Below are 22,768 nucleotides of genomic sequence, written 5' to 3'. Positions count from 1 at the left end.
AAGGGGATCACGTGCCGGAACAGGACGTCACGGTAGGCCAGTTGCTGCTCGCCGAGTACGAGAGGGTGAAGGACGAGCAGAAGGCGAGGATCGGGTTCCGGGACAACCTCCTCTACGTGACGCTGGCCGTCGTGGCCGCCGTCATTGCCGCCACGGCCCAGGCGAAGCTGCCCTCGATGCTCCTGGCGCTGCCGCTGGTGTGCGTCGTCCTCGGCTGGACCTACCTCGTCAACGACGAGAAGATCTCGGCGATCGGGCTCTACGTCCGCGACGATCTGGGCCCCCGGCTGGCCGGACGCGCAGGACGCAGTGACGGTTTCACGACCTTCGGATGGGAGGCGTACCACCGGAGCGACAGGCGGCGCCGGTCCCGTAAGGCGGTTCAGACCGTCATCGACCTGACGGCGTTCTGTGCGGTACCGCTGGCGGCGCTGATCGTCTTCTGGTCGAACGGGGATGCCGGCGGGCTGCTCGGCGCGCTGTCGGTACTGGAGGCGCTCGCCGTGGCGGGGCTCGCCTCGCAGTTCGTGTGGTACGCGAAGGCCGCATGAGCGACCTCGACGGGGCTCACCGGCCCCGCACCCACCGGTACACCAACTCCGGCCGCCCCACCTGCCCGTACTGCGGGCTCCGCCCCGCCCGCCCCGCGTCCACCAGGTGCTCCAGGTAACGCCGGGCCGTGATGCGGGAGATGCCCACCGCCTCGGCGACCCCGGCCGCCGTGAGGCCCTCCTCCGCGCCGCGCAGGACGCCCGTGACACGCTCCAGGGTCGGGCCGCTGAGGCCCTTGGGCAGGGCCGCCGGGCCGGGGGCGCGCAGCGTGGCCAGCGCACGGTCCACCTCGTCCTGGCCGCTGGCCTCTCCCGCGGTGCCCCGGAACTCCGCGTACCGCACCAGCCGGTCGCGCAGGGTGGCGAAGGTGAACGGCTTCAGCACGTACTGCACGACGCCCAGCGACACCCCTTCCCGTACGACCGTCAGGTCCCGCGCCGACGTCACCGCTATCACGTCGGTGTGATGCCCCGCCGCCCGCAGCGAACGGGCCAGCTGGAGTCCGTGCACATCCGGCAGGTGCAGGTCGAGCAGGAGCAGGTCCACCGGGGTACGGTCCAGCATCCGCCGCGCCTCCGCCCCCGTGTGCGCCTTGCCGACCGCGACGAACCCCGGCACCCGGCCGACGTACATCACGTGGGCGTCCGCGGCGACCGGGTCGTCCTCGACGACCAGGACCCGGATGGGCTCCCCGGCGGTGCTCATACGGCGCCCCCGGAGTCCGGTCTGCTGCCCGTCACCGCTGCCGGGGTCGACCCGCCGCCCCCGGCATCACCCAACGGCAGCCGTGCCTCGAAGCGGGCGCCGCCGCCCTCCGCCTCCGTCACGGTCAGGGTGCCGCCGTGCCGCCGCACCGCCTGCTGTACCAGCGCGAGGCCCAGACCGCGTCCGCCCTCACCGGCCGGCTTGGTCGAGTAGCCCCGCTGGAAGACCAGGTCGGCATGGGCGGGATCGACCCCGGCACCGGTGTCCGACACCCGCAGCACCAGCTCGGAGCCGACAGCCCCGGAACCCTCCGTGTACGCCGCCACCGTCACCCGCGACGGCACCGCGCCCTGCGCCGCGTCCACCGCGTTGTCCACCAGGTTGCCCAGGATCGTCACCAGGTCCCGGGCGGGCAGCGACGGCGGCAGCAGTCCGTCGTCCAGTCGGCTGTCCTGCGACACCACCAGCTCCACTCCCCGCTCGTTGGCCTGCGCCGTCTTGCCCAGCAGCAGCGCCGCGAGCACCGGCTCGCTCACCGCCGCCACCACCTGGTCGGTGAGCGCCTGCGCCAGCTCCAGCTCCGCCGTAGCGAACTCCACGGCCTCCTCCGCCCGCCCCAGTTCGATCAGCGAGACGACGGTGTGCAGCCGGTTCGCCGCCTCGTGCGCCTGCGAGCGCAGCGCCTGCGTGAAACCGCGCTCCGAGTTCAGCTCGCCCGTCAGCGACTGCAGCTCGGTCACGTCCCGCAGCGTCACCACCGTGCCCCGGCGCTCACCGCCGGAGACCGGCGAGGTGTTCACCACCAGCACCCGCTCCGCCGCCAGGTGCACCTCGTCCACCCGCGGCTCCGACGCCAGCAGCGCCCCCGTCAGCTGCGACGGCAGCCCGAGGTCCGCCACCGAGGCGCCGACCACGTCACCGTGCACGCCGAGCAGCTCCCGTCCGCCGTCGTTGATCAGCGCGACACGGTACTGCCCGTCCAGCATCAGCAGCCCCTCCCGCACCGCGTGCAGCGCCGCCTGATGGTAGTCGTGCATCCGGCTCAGCTCGTCCGCGTTCATTCCGTGCGTGTGCCGGCGCAGCCGCGCGTTGATCACGTACGTACCGACCGCGCCGAGCAGCAGCGCCCCGGCCGCCACCCCCGACAGGGCCGTGAGCTGCTCCTGCGCCCGCTTGCTGATCTCCTCGACCTTGATCCCGGCGGAGACGAGACCGACGATCCGGCCGTCGTCCACGATGGGCGTGACCGCCCGTACCGAGGGGCCGAGCGTGCCCGTGTAGGTCTCGGTGAAGGTCCCGCCCCGCTGCGCGCGCTCGATGTGGCCCTGGAAGGGATGGCCGATTTGCTTCGGTTCCGGGTGGGTCCAGCGGATGCCCTCGGGATCCATGATCGTCACGAAGTCCACGTCCGTGTCCTGCATGACCCGCACCGCGTACGGCTGGAGGCGTGCCGTCGGGTCCGGGGTGCGGATCGCCTCCGCCACGGACGGCGAGTCGGCGATCGCCAGCGACACCGACCTGGCCTGCCGCCCGGCGGCGTCCTGCGCCTGCCCCCGGTCGCTGATGTAGGTGAACAGCGCGTACCCGACCACGACGACCGCTATGAGCACGGCCTGCATGGCGAAGAGCTGCCCCGCCAGGCTGCGGGGTCTCGGGACGCGGAGGTGCATGCCGCCAGTCTCTCTCGTGGCTGGATTGTGAACTAAATGAACGCAAGGGTGACCGCGCTCACACGGTGGGAGATAGTCACCCCGTCCCCGATACAAACCCCGGACGTGAGCCGCACGCCGGTGATGCCGACGACGTCGTCAAGGAGGGCCGCCGTGACCAGCAAAGCCGCTACGGCACCTGCCGCACCCAAAGCCAAGCGCGACCGCACGCACTATCTCTACATCGCCGTGATCATCGCGGTCGCCCTCGGTATCGCCGTCGGTCTGGCCGCCCCCGACTTCGCGACCGAGCTGAAGCCGCTCGGTACCGGCTTCGTGAACCTGATCAAGATGATGATCTCTCCGATCATCTTCTGCACGATCGTGCTGGGCATCGGCTCGGTCCGCAAGGCCGCCAAGGTGGGCGCCGTCGGCGGTATCGCCCTGGTCTACTTCTTCGTGATGTCCCTGGTGGCGCTCGCCATCGGCCTGATCGTCGGCAACATCCTGGACCCGGGCACGGGCCTCGCGGTCACCGACGCCGTCAAGGAGACCGGCCAGGCGCAGGTCGACGCGGAAGCCAAGGGCACCACCGAGTTCCTGCTCGGCATCATCCCGACCACGATCGTCTCCGCGTTCACCGCGGGCGAGGTGCTCCAGACCCTCCTCATCGCCCTGCTCTGCGGCTTCGCCCTCCAGGCCATGGGCAACGCCGGTCAGCCCGTCCTGCGCGGCATCGAGCACATCCAGCGGCTGGTCTTCCGCGTCCTGGCGATGATCATGTGGGCCGCCCCGATCGGCGCCTTCGGTGCCATCGCGGCCGTCACCGGCTCCGCCGGCGTCGACGCCCTCAAGAGCCTGGCCGTGCTGATGCTCGGCTTCTACGCGACGTGCGTCATCTTCCTCTTCCTGGTCCTCGGCACGGTGCTGCGTGTCGTCTCCGGGGTCAACGTCCTCTCGCTCTTCAAGTACCTGGGCCGTGAGTTCCTGCTGATCCTTTCCACCTCCTCCTCGGAGTCGGCGCTGCCGCGCCTCATCGCGAAGATGGAGCACCTGGGCGTCAGCAAGCCGGTGGTCGGCATCACCGTCCCGACCGGCTACTCGTTCAACCTCGACGGCACCATGATCTACATGACCATGGCCTCGCTGTTCATCTCCGACGCCATGGGTACGCCGATGTCGATCGGTGAGCAGATCCCGCTGCTGCTCTTCCTGCTGGTGGCCTCCAAGGGCGCCGCCGGTGTCTCCGGCGCCGGTCTCGCCACGCTGGCCGGTGGCCTCCAGTCGCACAAGCCCGCCCTGGTGGACGGCATCGGCCTGATCGTCGGCATCGACCGCTTCATGAGCGAGGCCCGCGCACTGACCAACTTCGGCGGCAACGCCGTCGCCACCGTCCTGATCGGCACCTGGACCAAGGAGATCGACAAGGACCGGGTGAACGAGGTGCTCGCCGGCCGCGTCCCGTTCGACGAGAAGACCCTCCTCGACGACGGCCACGGTGCCGCCGACGGCGACGGCACGCCGGACCTGCCCGAGCAGGGCGGCGAGAAGGAGCTGGCGAGGGCCTGACGCCCGCACGACGCCCGCACACGCCGGGCGGCTGAGGTGCTCCCCCCGTTGCTCAGCCGTCCGGTCCCACCGAAGAAGCCCCGCGCCCTCCGCGCGGGGCTTCTTGCCTTGACGTCCGGGTCAAGGCTTACGTTCGTCGGCATGCGAATCGGCGAGCTGGCCGCACGGGCCGGGACCACCACGCGGACGCTGCGGTACTACGAGTCGCGGGGCCTGCTGTCCGCGCGGCGGGGCGACAACGGTTACCGGACGTACGACGAGGAGGACCTGAAGCTGCTGCGGCAGATCAGGACCCTCCAGGACTTCGGGTTCGACCTGGAGGAGACCCGCCCCTTCGTGGAGTGCCTGCGCGCCGGGCACCCCGAGGGCGACTCCTGCCCGGCGTCCCTGGTGGTCTACCGGCGCAAGCTGGCGGAGCTGGACACGCTGATCGAGCAGCTCACGTCGGTGCGCGGGCAGGTCGCCGCGCAGCTGGCGCGGGCCGAGGCGGCGGTTCCGGGGGGTCCGGAGCCCAAGTGCGAACTGGGAGGACACGCATGAAGAGCAACGGGGTGCCCGAGGTGACGGACGCGGACTTCGCGGCGGAGGTGATCGGGTCGGAACTGCCCGTGCTGGTGGAGTTCACCGCCGACTGGTGCCCGCCGTGCCGGCAGATGGCGCCGGTGCTCAGCGCCCTGGCCGAGGAGGAGGGCGACCGGCTGAGGGTGGTGCAGCTGAACGTCGACCAGAACCCGGCGACCACGAACGCGTACAAGGTGCTGTCGATGCCGACGTTCATGGTGTTCAGCGGGGGTGAGCCGGTGAAGTCGATGGTCGGCTCCCGGCCCAAGCGGCGGCTCCTGGAGGAACTGGCCGACGTCGTCTGACCTGGCCCGGCACACGGAAAATCCCCCGAGCAATTGCGCTCGGGGGATTTCTCTGCGTATATTCGATGATTCGTGACTTCACAGAAATGAGGTCGCGAAGAAGTTCAGTAGGCACAGTATATGCGGCCGGGAGTGGAATTGTCAAACACCGAATTTCCGGACGATGAATTGCTGCACGAGCAGGAATTCATCGACGGACTGTACGCGCGCGTGGACGCGCTGCGCGGCGACACCGAGGCCTCGGTGACGGACGCGCTCGCGCAGGGCAACACCCCCCAGCAGGCCCGCCTGGAGCGGGACATCCTGGTCGCCGAGCGCTCCGGGCTGCTCGCCGCGCTCAACGCGGTGGACGGCTCCCTCTGCTTCGGCCGGATCGACCTCGCCTCCGGGGAGGGCCACCACATCGGCCGTATCGGGCTCCGCGCCGACGACGCCGAACGCACCCCCGTGCTCATCGACTGGCGGGCCGGTGTCGCCCGCCCCTTCTACCTCGCCACCGGCCACACCCCGATGGGGCTGCGCCGCCGCCGGCACATCACCAGCGAGGGCCGCACGGTCACCGCGCTGCACGACGAGATCCTCGACCTCGGCGACGAGACCCGCACCGGCCACGAGGACCCCTCCGGCGACGCCGTGCTGCTCGCCGCGCTGAACTCCGCGCGCACCGGCCGCATGGGCGACATCGTGCAGACCATCCAGGCCGACCAGGACCGCATCATCCGCGCCCCGCACCGCGGCGTCCTGGTCGTCGAGGGCGGCCCCGGCACCGGCAAGACCGCCGTCGCGCTGCACCGCGCCGCCTACCTCCTCTACGAGCACCGTGAACTGCTCGCCAAGCGCGCCGTCCTCATCGTCGGCCCCAACCCGGCCTTCCTCGGCTACATCGGCGAGGTGCTGCCCTCGCTCGGCGAGACCGGCGTGCTCCTCGCCACCGTCGGCGAGCTGTTCCCCGGCGTGAAGGCCACGGCGACGGACACGCCCGAGGCGGCGGCCGTGAAGGGGCGGGCCGACATGGCCGACGTGCTCGCCGAGGTGGTCCGCGACCGGCAGGCGCTGCCCGACCCGGTCATCGCCATCGAGCACGACCGGGACGTCCTCATGCTGGACGACGACCTCGTCAACGTCGCCCGCGAACGCACCCGCGCCGCGAAACTGCCGCACAACGCGGCCCGCGAGCACTTCGAGGGCCACATCCTCAACACCCTGACCGACATGGTCGCCGAGCGCATCGGGACCGACCCCTACGACGGCACCAACCTCCTCGACCCCAGCGACATCACCCAGATCCGCGACGAACTCGCCGAGAACCCCGAGGTCTGGTCCGCCATCGACCAGCTGTGGCCCCGGATCACCCCGCACCGCCTGGTCGCCGACTTCCTCGCCGCCCCCGAGGCCTTCCTCCCCGCCGAGGACGCCGCCGCCGTCCGCCGCCCGGTCACCCGGCGCTGGACCGTCGCCGACGTGCCGCTGCTGGACGAGGCCGCCGAACTGCTCGGCGTGGACGACCGGGTGGCCCGCTCCCGGGCCGAACGCGAGCGGGAGGAGCAGATCGCCTACGCGCAGGGCGTGCTGGACGTGTCGTACGCGTCCCGGACCTACGAGTTCGAGGACAAGGACGTGGAGGACGCCGAGGTCCTGTCCGCGCACGACATCATCGACGCCGAGCGCTTCGCCGAGCGCCAGGAGGAGGACGACCACCGCAGCGCCGCCGAACGCGCGGCGGCCGACCGCACCTGGGCGTTCGGGCACATCATCGTGGACGAGGCGCAGGAGCTGTCCCCGATGGCGTGGCGGCTGCTGATGCGGCGCTGCCCCACCCGCTCGATGACCCTGGTCGGCGACCCGGCGCAGACCGCGGAGGCGGCCGGCGTCGGCTCCTGGTCGAAGATCCTCACGCCGTACGTCGAGGACCGCTGGGAGCACACCCGCCTGGGCGTCAACTACCGCACCCCGGCCGAGATCATGGACCTGGCGGCGGCCGTCGTCCGCGCCGGCGACCCGGAGTTCACGCCGCCGAGTTCGGTGCGCTCGACGGGCGTGCGCCCCTGGATCCGCGCCACCGGCGACCTTCCGGCCGCCGTCGCCGAGGCGGTCCGGGAGCTGACCCCCGAGGAGGGCCGTCTCGCCGTCATCGCCCCGCGCGAGCTGCACCGGGTCCTCGCGGCCCGGCTCGACGGCGTGACGGCGGGCGCCGAGCCGGACCTGACACGGAAGACCGTCCTCCTGGACCCGCGCCAGTCCAAGGGCCTGGAGTTCGACTCCGTCCTGGTAGTCGAGCCCGGCCGCTACGGCACCAGCGACCTGTACGTCGCCCTCACCCGCGCCACCCAGCGGCTCGCCGTCCTGCACAGCGAGCCGCTGCCGAAGGGGCTCGTCGACGCGGGCTGACGGTCAGGCCGGACGCAGCCACACCGTCGCCAGGGGCGGCAGGGTCAGCCGGATGCTCGCTGGCCGGCCGTGCCACCCCTGCGCCTCCGGCTTGACCGGGTGCGGGTTGCCCACGTCGCCGCCGCCGTACCGCGCCGCGTCGGTGTTGAGCACCTCGTGCCAGGCCGGGACGTCGTCGGGGACGCCGAGGCGGTAGTCGGAGCGGACCACCGGGGCGAAGTTCGACACCGCGAGGAGCGGGGTGCCGTCGGCGTCCAGGCGCAGGAACGCCAGTACGTCGTCCGCGGCGGCGTCCCCGACCACCCACGCGAACCCGGAGGGGTGGGTGTCGCGCCGCCACAGCGCGGGCGTGGCCCGGTAGACGGTGTTCAGGTCCCGCACCAGGTCGCGCACGCCCCGGTGGTCCGCCGACGCGCCGTACTCCGGGTCGAGCAGCCACCAGTCGGGGCCGTGCGCCTCCGACCACTCCGCGCCCTGCGCGAACTCCTGGCCCATGAAGAGCAGCTGCTTGCCGGGGTGGGCCCACATGTAACCCAGGTACGCCCGCTCGTTCGCGCGCTGCTGCCACCAGTCGCCGGGCATCTTCGACACCAGGGACCTCTTGCCGTGCACCACCTCGTCGTGGGATATCGGCAGCACGTAGTTCTCGCTGTACGCGTACACCATGGAGAAGGTCAGCTCCCCGTGGTGGTACTTGCGGTGCACCGGCTCACGGCTCATGTACTCGAGCGAGTCGTGCATCCAGCCCATGTTCCACTTCAGCCCGAAACCCAGCCCGCCGAAGCCGCTCGGGCCCTTGTGGTGCGTGGCCCGCGTGACCCCGTCCCAGGCCGTCGACTCCTCCGCCACGGTCACGACGCCGGGCACCCGCCGGTAGACCGTCGCGTTCATCTCCTGCAGGAACGCCACCGCGTCCAGGTTCTCCCGGCCGCCGTGCTCGTTCGGCGTCCACTGGCCCGGCTCGCGCGAGTAGTCCAGGTACAGCATCGAGGCGACCGCGTCGACCCTGAGGCCGTCGATGTGGAACTCCTCGCACCAGTACACGGCGTTGGCCACCAGGAAGTTGCGCACCTCCCGGCGCCCGAAGTCGAACTCCAGCGTCCCCCAGTCCGGATGCGCGGCCCGCAGCGGATCGGAGTGCTCGTACAGCGGGCGCCCGTCGAACTCGGCCAGCGCCCAGTCGTCGCGCGGGAAGTGCGCCGGCACCCAGTCCATGAGTACGCCGATGCCGGCCTGGTGCAGCCGGTCCACCAGGTACTTGAAGTCGTCGGGGTCGCCGAGCCGGGCCGTGGGCGCGTAGAAGCCGGTGACCTGGTAGCCCCACGAGCCGCCGAAGGGGTGCTCGGCGACCGGCATCAGCTCGACGTGGGTGAAGCCCAGGTCGGCGACGTAGGCCGGGAGTTGCTCCGCCAACTGGCGGTAGGTGAGTCCGGGGCGCCAGGACGGCAGGTGGACCTCGTACACCGACAGGGGCGCCTCGTGCGCGGGTGCGTCCGCGCGGTGGGCCAGCCACTCCTCGTCGCCCCACGTGTAGTCGGAGGCGTGCACGACGGAGGACGTGGCAGGAGGCACCTCCGTACGGCGGGCCAGCGGGTCGGCGCGGAAGGTCCGCGAACCGTCGGGCCGGGTGATCTCGAACTTGTACAGCTCGCCCGCACCGACGCCGGGCAGGAACAGCTCCCACACCCCGGTCGAGCCCAGGGAGCGCATCGGGTGACCGGTGCCGTCCCAGAAGTTGAAGCCGCCGGCCACCCGGACCCCGCGCGCGTTCGGCGCCCACACCGCGAACCGGGTGCCCGCCACCCCGTCGTGGGTCGTCGGGTGCGCGCCGAGCGCCTGCCACAGCTGCTCGTGCCGTCCCTCGCCGATCAGGTGCAGGTCCAGCTCGCCCACGGTGGGCAGGAAGCGGTACGGGTCCTCGACCTCCTGGACCGTCCCCTCGTACGCCACGAGGAGCCGGTGGACCGGGACCTCTTTCAGCGGCACGAGGCCGGAGAAGAACCCGTCACCGTCGTCGTGCAACTCGACCCGCAGCTCCCCGGACAGCACGGTCACCGCGAGCGCGTACGGCCGGAACGCCCGGAACGCGACCCCGCCGGGCACCCGGTGGGCGCCGAGCACCGAGTGCGGATCGTGGTGCGTTCCGGCGAGCAGCCGCTCCCGGTCGCCGACGGCCGGCGCGGGGGAGACGGCGGCCTTTTCCCGGACCCGGGCCTCGGGCCCCGGGGAGGCGACGGCGGCCTTCTGGGACACGGTCTTCTTCGCGACGGCCTTCTCCGGGCCGTCCTTCGTGACGGCCTTCTTCGTAACCTTCTTCTTCGTGACGGCCTTCTTCGCGGCCTTGGCCGTCTTCTTGCCGGTCGTCTTCTTCGGGTCGGGGCCGCTGGACGAAGGGCGGGGGGTCACGGGCGGAGCCTCCTGGGCGAGAGGGGAGCGAGCGGGGGCGTCATGCCGGTTCGGGCACGGACAGGCGGCGCACCGCGGCCAGGGGCACCTCGAGCCAGTCGGGACGGTGCCGGGCCTCGTACAGGACCTCGTAGACCGCCTTGTCCGTCTCGTAGGCGCGCAGCAGCACCGGGTCGGTGCGCGGGTCGTGGCCACCGGCCTCCGCGTACCCGGTGCAGTACGCGGCCCGGCAGGACTCTGCCCAGCCCGGCACGCGTACGTCGGCCGAGTGCGCGGCGTAGTCGAAGGAGCGCAGCATCCCCGCGACGTCCCGCACCGCGGGCTGCGGCAGCCGGCGCTCGGCCAGGGGCTTCGCGGGCTCACCCTCGAAGTCGATCAGCGACCACTCCCCGTCGGGCGAGCGCAGGCACTGGCCGAGATGCAGGTCGCCGTGGACGCGCTGCGCGGTCCAGGCGCGGCCCTCGCCGGCCAGGTCCGCCAGCGCCGTGAACGCCGTCCGCAGCGCGGGGGCGTACGACCGGAGCAGGGGCACGGCCCGCGCGGCCTCCTCCAGCCGCTCGATCATGCCCTCGGCGAGCTGCCGCGCCTGGGCGTGGCCGAGGGTGACGGTCGGCAGCGCGCGGGCCAGCGCGGTGTGCACCTCGGCGGTGGCCCGCCCGAGCGCCCGGGCCTCGGCGACGAAGTCCTCGCCCTTGGCCAGCTCGCGCAGCGCCAGCTCCCAGCCGTCCGTGGCGCCCTGCAGATAGGGCTGGAGCACGCCCAGCACCCAGGACCGGCCGGCCAGGTCCGCCATCATCCACCCCGCGGGCGCGGGCACCCGTGGGCAGCCCTCGCGGGCCAGGGCGAGCGGCAGCTCCAAGTCGGGGTTGATGCCGGGCACGATCCGCCGCAGCAACTTGAGAATGAACGTATCTCCGTACACGACCGACGAGTTCGACTGCTCGGCGGTCATCAGCCGCGGCACCAGCCCCGTGCGTATCTCCTGGTCCGTACCCGTACCCGTACCCGTACCTGTATCCGTCCCCGGCCCGGTCTCCGTCCCGCCGCCCCGCTCGAAGCGCAGCCCGCCGATGCGGGCCCGCGTGCGCAGCGCCTCGAGCAGCACCTCGGCGGGGCGGGTGTCGTACAGGGCGTCGTAGGCGGTGCGTCCGGCCGCCGGGCCCTCGGTCACATGGCCGATCAGCGCGGGGGCGAGCCGGGGCGGCAGCGCCTCGCGCGTGCCTATCAGGAGCTGGTAGCAGTCGCCGGGCTCCTGAGCCGCACCCCCGGCCGGTGCGTACTGCTGGTGGGCGCGGACCAGGACGTGGTGGAGGCCGAGGCGGGAGTCGGCGGGGAGCAGTTCGGTGGCGGCGACCAGCGAGAAGCCGGTGACCGGGCGCCCCTTGCCGGCGAACCAGCGCTGCCGCGGAAGCCACTCCCGCAGCAGTGGGTCAAGTGACGCCAAGAGACCCGGCGGGCTCGTGACGGTGCGTATGACGGCTTCCGACATGGCGTCGCGTCCTTTCCCCGGATCGTCGGGGTGGTTACTGATGCGTGCCCCGGGCGGAACGGTGGAAACCGCCCCGCCCGGGAACGGGCGGTATCTAGACGGCGTCCTTGCGGAGCCGGAACCAGTAGAAGCCGTGCCCCCCGAGGGTCAGCAGGTACGGCAGGTCGCCGATGGCCGGGAAGCGGACCCCGCCGAACAGCTCGACCGGGTGGCGTCCGCCGAAGGCACTGAGGTCGAGCTCCGTGGGCTGTGCGAACCGGGAGAAGTTGTGGACGCACAGGACCAGGTCGTCCCCGTACTCGCGCAGGAAGGCCAGGACCGCCGGGTTGGAGGAGGGCAGCTCGGTGTAGGTGCCGAGGCCGAAGGCCACGTTCTGCTTGCGGATCTCGATCATGCGGCGGGTCCAGTGCAGCAGTGACGAGGGCGAGGCCATGGACGCCTCGACGTTCGTCACCTGGAAGCCGTAGACCGGGTCCATGATCGTGGGCAGGAACAGGCGCCCCGGGTCGGACGACGAGAAGCCCGCGTTGCGGTCGGGCGTCCACTGCATCGGGGTGCGTACGGCGTCGCGGTCGCCGAGCCAGATGTTGTCGCCCATGCCGATCTCGTCGCCGTAGTAGAGGATCGGCGAGCCGGGCAGGGACAGCAGCAGGGCCGTGAACAGCTCGATCTGGTTGCGGTCGTTGTCGAGGAGCGGGGCCAGCCGGCGGCGGATGCCGATGTTGGCGCGCATGCGCGGGTCCTTGGCGTACTCCGCGTACATGTAGTCGCGTTCCTCGTCGGTGACCATTTCCAGGGTCAGCTCGTCGTGGTTGCGCAGGAAGATGCCCCACTGGCAGCCGGAGGGGATGGCCGGGGTCTTGGCGAGGATCTCGGAGACCGGGTAGCGCGACTCCCTTCTGACCGCCATGAAGATCCGCGGCATGACCGGGAAGTGGAAGGCCATGTGGCACTCGTCGCCGCCCGCGGCGTAGTCGCCGAAGTAGTCGACCACGTCCTCCGGCCACTGGTTGGCCTCCGCCAGCACCACCGTGTCCGGGTACTGCGCGTCGATCTCCTTGCGCACCCGCTTCAGGAAGGCGTGCGTGGCCGGGAGGTTCTCGCAGTTGGTGCCCTCCTCCTGGTACAGGTACGGCACCGCGTCCAGCCGGAACCCGTCGATGCCCAGGTCCAGCCAGAATTTCAGCGCGGAGATCATCTCCTCCTGCACGGCCGGGTTCTCGTAGTTGAGGTCCGGCTGGTGGGAGAAGAACCGGTGCCAGTAGTACTGCTTGCGTACCGGGTCGTAGGTCCAGTTCGACGCCTCGGTGTCGACGAAGATGATCCGCGCGTCCTGGAACTGCTTGTCGTCGTCGGCCCAGACGTAGTAGTCGCCGTACGGGCCGTCCGGGTTCCTGCGGGACTCCTGGAACCACGGGTGCTGGTCGCTGGTGTGGTTCATGACGAAGTCGATGATCACGCGCATGCCGCGCTGGTGCGCCGCGTCCACGAACTCCACGAAGTCGGCGAGGTCGCCGAACTCGGGCAGCACGGCGGTGTAGTCGGAGACGTCGTAACCGCCGTCGCGCAGCGGTGACTTGAAGAAGGGCGGGAGCCACAGGCAGTCCACGCCCAGCCATTGCAGGTAGTCCAGCTTGGCGGTCAGGCCCTTCAGGTCGCCGACGCCGTCGCCGTTGCTGTCCTGGAAGGAGCGGACGAGGACCTCGTAGAAGACGGCTCGCTTGAACCAGTCCGGGTCCCGGTCCTTGGCGGGGGTGTCCTCGAAGGTGTCCGGCACGGGCTCGTTGACGATCATGTGGTGGGTGACCCTCCGATCTGCGGGTGGGACGGTCGCAGAACCGTGCAGACGTGCGCGGGCGAACGGCCCGGCTCCAGGCGCACATAGTTGGCCCTGCCCCAGTGGTAGGTCTCGCCGGTCAGCTCGTCGCGCACCGGCACCGACTCGTGCCAGTCCAGGCCGAGTTGCGGCATGTCCAACGAGACCGTCGCCTCCTGGGTGTGGCGGGGATCGAGGTTCACGACCACCAGAACCGTGTTCGACCCCTGTCGCTTCGAGTAGGCGATCACCTCCTCCTTGTCCGTGGGGTGGAAGTGCAGATCGCGCAGTTGGCGCAGAGCCGGGTTCTCGCGCCGGATGGTGTTGAGGCGGGTGATGAGGGGGGTGATGGTGGTGCCCTCGCGTTCGGCGCGGGTCCAGTCGCGGGGTTTGAGCTGGTACTTCTCCGAGTCGAGGTATTCCTCGCTGCCTTCGCGCAGGGGGGTGTTCTCGCAGAGTTCGTAGCCGCTGTAGATGCCCCAGGCGGGGGAGAGGGTGGCGGCGAGGACGGCGCGGACCTCGAAGGCGGGGCGGTGGTCGGAGCGGGGGAAGAACTCGTACCAGGCGCCGTACAGGGCGCGTTCCCGCTCGACCAGCAGGGGCAGCGGCTCGGAGGAGGTGACCAGGTCCCGCAGGGGGTGGCGGGCCAGGACCGCGTCCACCTGCGGCGTCAACGCCGCCGCCAAACGGGACGCGGCCGGCCTGCTCTCGTCCCGCAGCGCGTCGACGGCGGCCAGCAGTTCACGCCGGTCCGCGCTCCCGGGCACGTCCGCGGCGGCCCGCTCGTACAGCCGGGCGCCCTCCTCCAGGACCAGGTCCGTGTCCATCCCCGCCGGGATCTTGATCCGCGCGTGGCGCCGCCAGGTGGTGACCGGATCGCCCCACGCCTCCACGGTGTACGACCACAGTCCGGGCTCGCCCGCGGTGACGGTGGCGCCCCAGCGGTCGGTGCCCGGGGCCAGTTCCCGCATCGGCGTCCAGGGCCCGGGCCGGCCCCGCGGATCTCTCAGGACGACGTTGGCGGCGACCGCGTCGTGCCCCTCGCGGAACACGGTGGCGGAGACCTCGAACGACTCGCCGGTGACGGCCTTGGCCGGCCTGCGCCCGCGCTGGACGGCCGGACGGACGTCCAGGACGGGGATGCGCCCGACGGCGGTGATGCTCTCCGCGGAGGTGGCTGACGAGTGGTGCGTGGCGGGCATGACCGCTCCTGTCCGCGTCAACGTGGGGTGGGCGGATGACTCTGGGGAGGTGGGTCCTGCGAGGTGCGTGCGGGGCGTACCGCAGGAGCCTTCCCACACTCTTCCGGTGAGCAATCCGGCACTTTGTTAACTACTCGCGCGTATGTCGACAACGCGGCACACACGGCGATCTGACCGTCGCTTTCCCGGATGCCGCTCCCGCAATCAGCGTTCGTCGCGACATGTGCAGCTTTCCGTGCGGGCCGAAGCGCCACAAGAAGGCCGACGGGGAAAGATCCGGCCATATCGACACGCCGTGCCCGTCGCGACCTGTCCGGCGGATCAGGTCGAAGGCCCCAACAAGGGACACATCGCGCGGTAACGTCGTCAGGGTGAAGGCGATCCGTCGACTGACCGTCCGTCCCGTTCTCCCCGACCCCCTCCGGCCGCTCAGTGATCTGGCCCGCAATCTGCGCTGGTCCTGGCACCCGGAGACCCGCGACCTCTTCCAGTCCGTCGACCCCGAGTGCTGGACCGCGTCCGGCCGCGACCCGGTACGGCTGCTCGGCACCGTCCGGCCCGCACGTCTCGCGGAGCTGGCCGAGGACCGGCGCTTCCTGCGCCGGCTGACCGCGGTGGCCGACGACCTCGACCACTACATGACCGGCGACCGCTGGTACCAGGCCCAGCCGGGCCGACTCCCCGCCGCCGTGGCCTACTTCTCGCCCGAGTTCGGCATCACCGCCGCGCTGCCGCAGTACTCCGGCGGCCTCGGCATCCTGGCCGGTGATCACCTCAAGGCGGCCAGCGACCTGGGCGTGCCGCTGGTCGGAGTGGGCCTGCTCTACCGCCACGGCTACTTCCGCCAGTCCCTCTCCCGGGACGGCTGGCAGCAGGAGCACTACCCCGTCCTCGACCCCCACGAGCTGCCCCTCGCGCCCCTCAAGGAGAGCGACGGCACCCCCGCGCACGTCGCCCTCGCGCTGCCCGGCGGCCGGGAGCTGCGGGCCCGCATCTGGCTCGCCCAGGTCGGCCGGGTGCCGCTGCTGCTGCTCGACTCCGACGTCGAGGAGAACGACCCCGGCGACCGCGGCGTCACCGACCGGCTCTACGGCGGCGGCAGCGAGCACCGGCTCCTCCAGGAGATGCTGCTCGGCATAGGAGGTGTCCGGGCGGTGCGCACGTACTGCCGGCTCACCGGCCACGCCGCGCCGGAGGTGTTCCACACCAACGAGGGCCACGCCGGCTTCCTCGGTCTGGAACGCATCGCCGAACTGTGCGACGAGGGGCTGGAGTTCGGCTCCGCCCTTGAGGCGGTGCGGGCCGGCACCGTCTTCACCACCCACACCCCCGTCCCGGCCGGCATCGACCGCTTCGACCGCGAGCTGGTCGCCCGACACTTCGGCCCCGACTCCGAACTCCCGCGCATCGACGTCGAACGCGTCCTCAGGCTCGGCATGGAGACCTATCCCGGCGGTGAGCCGAACCTGTTCAACATGGCCGTGATGGGCCTCAGGCTCGCCCAGCGCGCCAACGGCGTCTCCCTGCTGCACGGCGGGGTCAGCCGCGGGATGTTCGCCGGACTGTGGCCCGGTTTCGACGCCGACGAGGTGCCCATCACCTCCGTCACCAACGGCGTGCACGCCCCGACCTGGGTGGCCCCCGAGGTGTTCCGGCTCGGCGCCCGGCAGATCGGCGCGCAGCGGGCCGAGGACGCGCTGGCCGTCGGCGGCTCGGACCGCTGGGACTCGGTCGCCGACATCCCCGACCAGGACATCTGGGAGCTGCGCCGTACCCTGCGCGCCCAGCTCGTCGAGGAGGTGCGCGAGCGGCTGCGCGCCTCCTGGCGGCAGCGCGGCGCCGGGACGGCCGAACTGGGCTGGATCGACGACGCCCTCGACCCGGACGTGCTCACCATCGGCTTCGCGCGGCGCGTCCCGTCGTACAAGCGCCTCACGCTGATGCTGCGCGACCGGGACCGGCTGATGGACCTGCTGCTGCATCCCGAGCGGCCGATCCAGATCGTCGTCGCGGGCAAGGCGCACCCGGCGGACGACGGCGGCAAGCGGCTGGTGCAGGAGCTGGTGCGGTTCGCGGACGACCCGCGGGTGCGGCACCGCATCGTGTTCCTGCCGGACTACGGCATGGCGATGGCGCAGAAGCTGTACCCGGGCTGCGACATCTGGCTGAACAACCCGCTGCGGCCGCTGGAGGCCTGCGGCACCTCCGGCATGAAGGCGGCGCTCAACGGCTGCCTCAACCTGTCGGTGCTGGACGGCTGGTGGGACGAGTGGTACCAGCCCGACTTCGGCTGGGCGATCCCCACCGCCGACGGCGCGGGCACCGACCCCGACCGGCGCGACGCCATAGAGGCCAACGCCCTCTACGACCTGCTGGAGCAGCGGATCACCCCGCGCTTCTACGAGCGGGGCGCGAGCGGGCTGCCCGACCGGTGGTTGGAGATGGTCCGCAGGACCCTCAGCCTGCTCGGCCCGAAGGTGCTGGCCGGCCGCATGGTCCGCGAGTACGTCGAGCGGCTCTACGCCCCCGCCGCCGAGGCGCACCGCGCGATGGACCCGGACTCCGCGCGCGGGCTCGCCGAGTGGAAGACGCGGGTGCGGGCGGCCTGGCCCGGCGTCAGCGTCGACCACGTGGAGACGTCCGCCGCCACCGCCAGCGCCGAACTCGGCACCACGCTCGCACTGCGGGTGCGGGTGAAGCTCGGTGACCTCGCGCCGGAGGACGTGGAGGTGCAGGCGGTCTCCGGCCGGGTGGACTCCGAGGACCGGATCACCGACGCGGCGAAGGTGCCGCTGAAACCGGTGGGCGGGCCCGACCTGGAGGGCCGCTGGGTCTACGAGGGGCCGCTCGCCCTGGACCGCACCGGCCCCTTCGGCTACACGGTCCGCGTCCTGCCCGCGCACCGGCTGCTGGCCTCCGGTGTGGAGACCGGCCTGGTCGCGGTGCCCTCGGGTGACCTGGTGGAGGCGGCGGGCCTGCTGATGCGGTGAGCACCGGGGCGGTGGCGACGAGGAGGGCTCAGTCCTCCTCGTCGCCACCGCTCAGCCGCCGCAGTACGGTTCCGCAGCGGCGGGCGTAGGCGTGCTGGAAGGCGCGGGCGGCCGGTCCCCCGGCCTTCGCGTACCACTTGGCCGGGCGGCTGAAGGCGTGCACGGTCAGCCAGACCGTCCCGTCGCCCGTGCGGTCCACCACGAAGGCCTCCTCGCCGGACTCCGGGTGGCCGGGCAGCGTGCCGTAGGCCCAGCCGGCCCGGCGCGGCTCCTCCAGGGTCCACACCACCCGGCAGGGCGCCTTGATCATTCCGGCGAGCGTGACGGTGACGTCGACGCCGGGCGCGGCACGCTCCGCGCTCGCGTCGATGCCGACGCCCATCTCCCGGTGCATCTCCCAGGTGAGCACGGCCTCGACCGCCCGCCGGAACACCGGTTCGCCCTCCCCGAGGCGGGTGCGTACGTGCATGGGGCGGAAGCCGGGCGGGCAGGCGCCCTGCTCGCGGGTGGCGCCGACGTCGTCGTACGTGAAGGACATGGTCACCAAGAGTAGGGCGGCACCCGGGAACCGCTGGTTCCGGGTGCTCGGTGGAGGCGCTGGCACCGGCCTCCAGCTGATCGAGACGATGAAGGCGACGGGCGGCGAGGACGGCTACTTCCGCAAGTGGGCCGGCCAGAAGAAGAACAACTACGGCTACGACGGCGCCACCTGGGCCGCCTACGTCGACCGCGCCGACCGCCCGGCCGTCCCCGGCAGCCCCCAGCTCGCCCGGTACGCACCCGGGAACCGCTGGTTCCGGGTGCCGCCCGCCGTGTTGTGCCGGTGTCGCCGCTTCCGGTCAGTTCACGTTGATCGCGGTCCAGGCCGCGCCCACCGTCTTGTACTCGGTGCTGTCGGCGCCGTACAGGTCGGACGCCGCGCTCAGGGTCGCCGCGCGGGCGTCGGCGTAGTCGGTCGTCGACGTCATGTACTCGGTCAGCGCCTTGTACCAGATCTGCAGTGCCTTGTCCCGGCCGATGCCGGTGACGGTGGAGCCGTCGGAGGTCGGGGAGTCGTAGTCGACCCCGTCGACCGTCCGCGCCCCGCTGCCCTCGGACAGCAGGAAGAAGAAGTGGTTGGCCGGACCGGACGAGTAGTGCACGTCGACGCCGCCGAGGCCGGAGTCCCAGTAGTCCTTGGACGCGCCGTCCTTGCTGGGCTTGTCCATGTAGCGCAGCGGGGTGCCGTCGCCGTTGATGTCGATCTGCTCGCCGATGAGGTAGTCGCCCTTGTCGGCGGAGCTGCCCGCGAAGTACTCCACGCCGGTGCCGAAGATGTCGCTGGTCGCCTCGTTGAGGCCGCCGGACTCGCCGCTGTAGTTGAGGCCCGCGGTGTTGGAGGTGACGCCGTGGCTCATCTCGTGCCCGGCCACGTCCAGCGAGGTCAGCGGGTTGGTGTTGCCCGTGCCGTCGCCGTAGGTCATGCAGAAGCAGCTGTCCGACCAGAAGGCGTTGACGTAGTTGCTGCCGTAGTGGACGCGGGAGTAGGCCGCCTTGCCGTCGTTCTTGATGCCGTTGCGGCCGAAGCTCTCCTTGTAGAAGTCCCAGGTGACCTGGGCGCCGTAGGCGGCGTCGACGGCGGCGGTCTGGTCCTGGGGGTCGCTGGAGGCGGCGCCGGTGCCCCAGGCGTCGTCGGCGTCGGTGAACAGGGTTCCGGTGCCGGAGGTCCTGCGGGCCAGGTTGTACGTCTTGTGGCCGCCGCGCCCGGTGTCGTACAGCTGGTACGACGAGCCCGACTTGGTGGTGCCGAGTTCGACCGTGCCCGAGTACAGGCTCTTGCCGGAGCCGGTCTCGATGCCCTGGTACTCGTACAGCTTGGCGCCGGTGGCGGCGTCGGTGATGACGTGCAGTTCGTTCGGGGTGCCGTCGTCCTGGAGGCCGCCGACGACGGTCTCGTAGGCGAGGACGGGCTTGCCCTCGGCGGCCCAGATCACCTTGCGGGGCGCGGAGTCGGCCGCGGTCTTCGACGACCCGGCGTCCTGGGCGGCGGACAGCGCCTGCTGCTCGGCCTTGGCCGCCTTGACCTTCGGCGTGACGGTGGCGACCTCGACGGCGGCTCTGGTCGCCTTGGTGACGCTCTCGGTGGCGCCGGACCGCGACCGGTGCACGACGAGGTCGCCGCCGAGGACGGGCAGGCCGTCGTAGGTGCGCTCGTAGCGGGTGTGCACGCTGCCGTCGCGGTCCTTGACCACGTCCTTGACGACCAGCTTCTCCTTGGCGCCGAGGCCTATCTCTCGGGCGGCGCCGGCCGCGCCGGCCTGCTGCTCCTGGATGAGCGCGCTGCGGGCGGTGTCCGACAGCAGGACGGGGGCGCCCGGGAGCGCCGACGGCGCGCTGCTGTCGGCGGCGGCGTTGCCCGCGGTCAGACCGGTGGTGAGCATCGCCCCGGCTGCGACCGCGGTGGCGAGGGCCAGCGTGGTGCGCTTGTGGCGCGCGAAGAGGGTGGACACACAAGCTCCTTCGGTGGGGGGATCCGGTCGGCGTGGGGTGTCCGGCCGGTTACTGCGAAGTTGTGCGGCGGGTGACGGAAGACTGACACCGAAGGCGCGTACATGTCAGGAGGGCGTGATGATGTTGGCCGAAAACCGATGCCTGGACATGTGTCGCGGAAATGTGAAGGGCGCGTGACCTCGGTCAAGTGGCAACAAGGCGGGCGTAAGTGCTTGGCAAAAAACGGGCGGGAGGCGAAGGTTCGGGCGGACATGGAGAGGGCGCCGCCCCGGAGGATTCGAACCTCCGGAGCGGCGTCCTGACTCGGGGTGGTGCACCCGGGGGGCCGGCCGGCCTACGGGAAGGTGAGCCGCCAGGCGTCGATGTAACCGGTGTCCGCCGGACCCTGGTCCTGGACGCGCAGCTTCCAGGTGCCGTTGGCCGTCTCGGAGGAGGCGTTGACCGTGTAGGTCTCGTGCACGTCCTCAGCCGGGTCGTAGCCGCTGTTCTTCAGGCGGTACGTCGACCCGTCGGGCGCGACCAGGTCGATCTGGAGGTCACCGCGCCAGCTGTGCACGATGTCCACCCCCACCTGGAGGTTGCTCGGCGCCTTGCCGGTGCGCCCGGAGACCGTGAGGGACGAGGTCACCGCCGACCCGTAGTCGGGGATGTTCACGTTCGTGGTGCTCTCGAACGTGGTGCCGTCACCGGGGTCGCCGCCACCGGGCCGCGCGCCGACGTTGATGCCCGCCCACGCGTTCGCCACCGCGGTGTACTCGGCGCTGTCGGTGCCGTACAGCTCACCGGCCGCCGCGAGGGTGCCGGTGCGGGCGCCCGCGTAGTTGGTGGTCGACGTGAACTTGGTGGTCAGCGCGCGGAACCAGATCTTCTCCGCCTTGGCGCGGCCGATGCCGGTGACCGGGAGGCCGTCCGAGGTGGGCGAGTTGTAGGTGACACCGTTGATCGTCTTGGTGCCGCTGCCCTCGCTCAGCAGGTAGAAGAAGTGGTTGGCCGGACCGGACGAGTAGTGGACGTCCACCCCGCCGATCCCCGAGTACCAGTAGTCCTTGGACGCGCCGTCCTTGCTGGGCTCGTCCATGTAGCGCAGCGGGGTGCCGTCGCCGTTGATGTCGATCTCCTCGCCGATGAGGTAGTCACCGATGTCCGAGGAGTTGTTGGCGTAGAACTCGACCGCGGTACCGAAGATGTCGGACGTGGCCTCGTTCAGGCCGCCGGACTCGCCGCTGTAGTTGAGGCCCGCGGTGTTGGACGTGACGCCGTGGGTCATCTCGTGCCCGGCCACGTCGACGGCGGTGAGCGGGTTTGAGTTGTTGTACCCGTCGCCGTACGTCATGCAGAAGCAGCTGTCCGACCAGAACGCGTTGACGTAGTTGTTGCCGTAGTGGACCCGGCTGTACGCGGCCGCACCGTCGCCGCGGATGCCCGAACGGCCGTGCACGTTCTTGTAGTAGTCCCAGGTCAGCGCGGCGCCGTAGTGCGCGTCGGCGCCGGCGGTCCCCGGGTCGGAGGAGCTGCCGTTGCCCCACACGTCGTCGGAGTCGGTGAACAGCGAACCGGTGCCGGACGTGCCGCGGTTCAGGTTGTACGTCTTGTGGTTGCCGCGCGCGGTGTCGGTCAGGGTGTACGACGACCCGGACTGCGCGGTGCCGAGCGTCACGGTGCCGCTGTACGTGGTGTGGCCGGTGCCGTTCTCGATGGCCTGGTACTCGTACAGCTTGGCGCCGGTGGCGGCGTCGGTGACGACGTGCAGCTCGTTCGGGGTGCCGTCCTCCTGGAGGCCGCCCACGACCGTCTCGTACGCCAGGACGGGCGTGCCGTTCGCCGCCCAGATCACCTTGCGCGGGGCGCGGTCGGCGTCCGGCTGCTCCGCGCCGGCGGCCTTCGCGGCGGACACCGCCTGCGACTCGGCCTTCGCGGCGGAGATCTTCGGCGTGACGGTGGCCGGCTTGATCGCCTTCGCCGTGGCCTTGACGACCTGCTCCGTCTTCCCCGCGTCACTGGCCACCACGAGGTCGCCGCCGAGGACGGGCAGACCGTCGTAGGTGCGCTCGTAGCGGGTGTGCAGGGTGCCGTCCCGGTCCTTGAGCACGTCCCGGACGACGAGCTTCTCCTTGGCGCCCAGGCCCAGTTCGGCTGCGGTCTCGGCCCTGGTGGCGTTGGCGTCGTGGATCAGTTCCGCGCGCTGGGACGGGGTGAGCCGGACCAGCTCGGCGCCCTTCGCGGGGGACGGGCCGGCGGGGGCCGCGGTGGCGGCGCCGGACTGGACCGCCGTGGCGATCAGCGCGGCGACACCGGCCAGCGCGACGGCCGCGGCACGCCGGTGCGTGACGCGGCGGAAGGAGGCGGGGGAGGTGGTGTGGGAGGTGCGTCTGTGGGGAGTACTGCTGCTCAACACTGACTCCTTCTGCGTGGCCGCGGGTCGCGCGGCCAGGGGAGACCGGTCGGCGGGTGGCCGGCCGGGCGGAACTGTGCGGTACGCAGAAACCACGTGCTAGGAGCTGGCCGCGGCACAGCGCTCGTGGGGAAGCTGTGGGGGCACTGTGAAGGGGCCGACGGAAGAGTGGCAGGAGAAAGCGCTACTTGTCAGGAGCGCGTCACTAAGTTGGCTGGAAATGGTTCGTTGACCGGGCGTTCACGTTCGATAAA

At 71.4% G+C, this 22,768-nt stretch carries 15 protein-coding genes and 1 pseudogene; 7 read left to right on the top strand and 9 right to left on the bottom strand.

What is annotated here, in order from left to right; translation table 11 throughout:
- The first annotated feature begins 11 nt into the window (after positions 1–11).
- Positions 12–551: a hypothetical protein gene (locus ABS735_RS29640; protein ID WP_373902345.1), complete on the top strand. Its 540-nt coding sequence runs from the start codon at positions 12–14 to the stop codon at positions 549–551.
- Positions 552–567: 16 nt separating this feature from the next.
- Here the strand turns inward: ABS735_RS29640 and ABS735_RS29635 are convergent, their stop codons facing one another.
- Positions 568–1,257: a response regulator gene (locus tag ABS735_RS29635; protein ID WP_373902344.1), complete on the bottom strand. Its 690-nt coding sequence runs from the start codon at positions 1,255–1,257 to the stop codon at positions 568–570.
- Positions 1,254–2,927 (bottom strand): sensor histidine kinase, encoded by a 1,674-nt coding sequence (locus ABS735_RS29630; protein WP_373902343.1) that lies wholly within the window; start codon positions 2,925–2,927, stop codon positions 1,254–1,256. Before ABS735_RS29630 ends, ABS735_RS29635 begins: the two co-directional genes overlap by 4 nt.
- Positions 2,928–3,080: 153 nt before the next feature.
- Here ABS735_RS29630 and ABS735_RS29625 point away from each other — a divergent pair, with 153 nt between their 5' ends.
- The 4 genes from ABS735_RS29625 to ABS735_RS29610 all read left to right on the top strand — a co-directional run bounded on the left by ABS735_RS29625 (position 3,081) and on the right by ABS735_RS29610 (position 7,729).
- The gene (locus ABS735_RS29625) at positions 3,081–4,475 is read left to right on the top strand and encodes a cation:dicarboxylate symporter family transporter (RefSeq protein WP_373902342.1); all 1,395 of its coding nucleotides are present in this window, start codon (positions 3,081–3,083) and stop codon (positions 4,473–4,475) included.
- Between the two features lie 141 nt (positions 4,476–4,616).
- Positions 4,617–5,015, top strand: coding sequence for a MerR family transcriptional regulator (locus tag ABS735_RS29620; RefSeq protein ID WP_373902341.1), 399 nt, complete (start codon positions 4,617–4,619; stop codon positions 5,013–5,015).
- Between the two features lie 11 nt (positions 5,016–5,026).
- Positions 5,027–5,341 carry a thioredoxin gene (locus tag ABS735_RS29615; RefSeq protein ID WP_373902762.1) on the top strand — a complete coding sequence of 105 codons (315 nt, stop codon included), beginning with the start codon at positions 5,027–5,029 and terminating at the stop codon, positions 5,339–5,341.
- Positions 5,342–5,461: 120 nt separating this feature from the next.
- The gene (locus ABS735_RS29610) at positions 5,462–7,729 is read left to right on the top strand and encodes a HelD family protein (protein ID WP_373902340.1); all 2,268 of its coding nucleotides are present in this window, start codon (positions 5,462–5,464) and stop codon (positions 7,727–7,729) included.
- Positions 7,730–7,732: 3 nt separating this feature from the next.
- Here the strand turns inward: ABS735_RS29610 and glgB are convergent, their stop codons facing one another.
- The 4 genes from glgB to ABS735_RS29590 form a co-directional block, all read right to left on the bottom strand.
- Entirely contained in the window at positions 7,733–10,135 is a 2,403-nt protein-coding gene (glgB, locus tag ABS735_RS29605) for a 1,4-alpha-glucan branching enzyme (protein ID WP_373902339.1), read from the bottom strand.
- Between the two features lie 40 nt (positions 10,136–10,175).
- Positions 10,176–11,624, bottom strand: a complete 1,449-nt coding sequence (locus ABS735_RS29600; protein WP_373902338.1) for a maltokinase N-terminal cap-like domain-containing protein — start codon at positions 11,622–11,624, stop codon at positions 10,176–10,178.
- A 94-nt stretch (positions 11,625–11,718) separates the two neighbouring features.
- Positions 11,719–13,419, bottom strand: a complete 1,701-nt coding sequence (gene treS, locus ABS735_RS29595) for a maltose alpha-D-glucosyltransferase (RefSeq protein ID WP_373902337.1) — start codon at positions 13,417–13,419, stop codon at positions 11,719–11,721.
- Positions 13,416–14,642 (bottom strand): maltotransferase domain-containing protein, encoded by a 1,227-nt coding sequence (locus ABS735_RS29590; protein WP_476755856.1) that lies wholly within the window; start codon positions 14,640–14,642, stop codon positions 13,416–13,418. The genes treS and ABS735_RS29590 overlap by 4 nt, the downstream gene beginning before the upstream one ends.
- A gap of 371 nt (positions 14,643–15,013) precedes the next feature.
- Here ABS735_RS29590 and ABS735_RS29585 point away from each other — a divergent pair, with 371 nt between their 5' ends.
- Complete coding sequence (locus tag ABS735_RS29585) at positions 15,014–17,632, top strand: glycosyltransferase family 1 protein (protein ID WP_373904505.1); 2,619 nt, start codon at positions 15,014–15,016, stop codon at positions 17,630–17,632.
- A gap of 28 nt (positions 17,633–17,660) precedes the next feature.
- On the opposite strand, the gene ABS735_RS29580 is transcribed toward ABS735_RS29585, so the two are convergent.
- Positions 17,661–18,170, bottom strand: coding sequence for a DUF1990 family protein (locus tag ABS735_RS29580; RefSeq protein ID WP_373904504.1), 510 nt, complete (start codon positions 18,168–18,170; stop codon positions 17,661–17,663).
- Positions 18,171–18,306: 136 nt separating this feature from the next.
- Here ABS735_RS29580 and ABS735_RS29575 point away from each other — a divergent pair.
- A pseudogene (locus ABS735_RS29575) lies at positions 18,307–18,411 on the top strand (HAD family acid phosphatase); the annotation flags it as partial.
- Between the two features lie 60 nt (positions 18,412–18,471).
- On the opposite strand, the gene ABS735_RS29570 reads toward ABS735_RS29575, so the two are convergent.
- On the bottom strand, positions 18,472–20,121 hold the full coding sequence (locus ABS735_RS29570; protein WP_373904503.1) for a M4 family metallopeptidase: 1,650 nt from the start codon (positions 20,119–20,121) through the stop codon (positions 18,472–18,474).
- Between the two features lie 335 nt (positions 20,122–20,456).
- Complete coding sequence (locus ABS735_RS29565) at positions 20,457–22,514, bottom strand: M4 family metallopeptidase (RefSeq protein WP_373904502.1); 2,058 nt, start codon at positions 22,512–22,514, stop codon at positions 20,457–20,459.
- Between the last annotated feature and the right edge of the window lie 254 nt (positions 22,515–22,768).

Source organism: Streptomyces sp. MMCC 100 (assembly GCF_041538145.2).
GTDB lineage: Bacteria > Actinomycetota > Actinomycetes > Streptomycetales > Streptomycetaceae > Streptomyces.
The sequence above is the reverse complement of the archived record's forward strand: the minus strand, read 5'-3'. Positions and strand labels throughout refer to the sequence as shown.

Coding starts and splice junctions, on each gene's coding strand:
- ABS735_RS29630 (WP_373902343.1), bottom strand. CDS start 2,927: ATGCACCTCCGCGTCCCGAGACCCCGCAGCCTGGCGGGGCAGCTCTTC.
- ABS735_RS29590 (WP_476755856.1), bottom strand. CDS start 14,642: ATGCCCGCCACGCACCACTCGTCAGCCACCTCCGCGGAGAGCATCACC.
- ABS735_RS29580 (WP_373904504.1), bottom strand. CDS start 18,170: ATGTCCTTCACGTACGACGACGTCGGCGCCACCCGCGAGCAGGGCGCC.
- ABS735_RS29600 (WP_373902338.1), bottom strand. CDS start 11,624: ATGTCGGAAGCCGTCATACGCACCGTCACGAGCCCGCCGGGTCTCTTG.
- treS (WP_373902337.1), bottom strand. CDS start 13,419: ATGATCGTCAACGAGCCCGTGCCGGACACCTTCGAGGACACCCCCGCC.
- ABS735_RS29610 (WP_373902340.1), top strand. CDS start 5,462: ATGCGGCCGGGAGTGGAATTGTCAAACACCGAATTTCCGGACGATGAA.
- ABS735_RS29620 (WP_373902341.1), top strand. CDS start 4,617: ATGCGAATCGGCGAGCTGGCCGCACGGGCCGGGACCACCACGCGGACG.
- ABS735_RS29635 (WP_373902344.1), bottom strand. CDS start 1,257: ATGAGCACCGCCGGGGAGCCCATCCGGGTCCTGGTCGTCGAGGACGAC.